This window comes from Bacillus sp. ME78 (assembly GCF_903970865.1).
Classification (GTDB): Bacteria; Bacillota; Bacilli; order Bacillales; family Bacillaceae_G; genus Bacillus_A; species Bacillus_A cereus.
Genome location: NZ_CAJCKK010000093.1, coordinates 1 through 702, shown reverse-complemented (window position 1 = coordinate 702; position 702 = coordinate 1). Strand labels below are relative to the sequence as shown.

Sequence of the window (702 nt, the reverse complement as noted above, 5' to 3'; positions counted from 1 at the left end):
CGTCTGCCTGTTCCGCCACCCCGGCATGTCATATTGAAAATTGGAGCGGAAGACGGGATTCGAACCCGCGACCCCAACCTTGGCAAGGTTGTATTCTACCACTGAACTACTTCCGCAAGACATGTATGAGTTATTTTATTAAAAGTGCGGGTGAAGGGAGTCGAACCCCCACGCCAAAGGCGCTAGATCCTAAGTCTAGTGCGTCTGCCAATTCCGCCACACCCGCATGTTTTATTAAAAATGGTGAGCCATGAAGGATTCGAACCTTCGACCCTCTGATTAAAAGTCAGATGCTCTACCAACTGAGCTAATGGCTCTTAATGGCTGGGCTAGCTGGATTCGAACCAGCGCATGACGGAGTCAAAGTCCGTTGCCTTACCGCTTGGCTATAGCCCATTAATTAAGAATGGTGGAGGGGGGCAGATTCGAACTGCCGAACCCGAAGGAGCGGATTTACAGTCCGCCGCGTTTAGCCACTTCGCTACCCCTCCGACATATATGGTGGAGGATGACGGGATCGAACCGCCGACCCCCTGCTTGTAAGGCAGGTGCTCTCCCAGCTGAGCTAATCCTCCATTTTGCCTGGCAACGTCCTACTCTCACAGGGACAAGGTCCCAACTACCATCGGCGCTAGAGAGCTTAACTTCCGTGTTCGGTATGGGAACGGGTGTGACCTCTCTGCCATCATTACCAGACTGTAT

Annotated in this window: 6 tRNA genes and 1 rRNA gene; all 7 read right to left on the bottom strand. The window is 52.4% G+C overall.

Annotated features, from left to right (window positions below):
- Window positions 1–41: 41 nt before the first annotated feature.
- Window positions 42–116: transfer RNA gene (locus H6481_RS28330), tRNA-Gly, on the bottom strand.
- 29 nt (window positions 117–145) lie between these two features.
- Window positions 146–226: transfer RNA gene (locus tag H6481_RS28325), tRNA-Leu, on the bottom strand.
- A gap of 15 nt (window positions 227–241) precedes the next feature.
- Window positions 242–317, bottom strand: a tRNA-Lys gene (locus tag H6481_RS28320).
- A gap of 4 nt (window positions 318–321) precedes the next feature.
- Window positions 322–396 (bottom strand) — tRNA-Gln (locus H6481_RS28315).
- Window positions 397–407: 11 nt separating this feature from the next.
- Window positions 408–491: transfer RNA gene (locus H6481_RS28310), tRNA-Tyr, on the bottom strand.
- An 8-nt stretch (window positions 492–499) separates the two neighbouring features.
- A tRNA-Val gene (locus H6481_RS28305) sits at window positions 500–575 on the bottom strand.
- A gap of 5 nt (window positions 576–580) precedes the next feature.
- Window positions 581–696, bottom strand: a 5S ribosomal RNA gene (rrf, locus tag H6481_RS28300).
- Window positions 697–702: the final 6 nt, after the last annotated feature.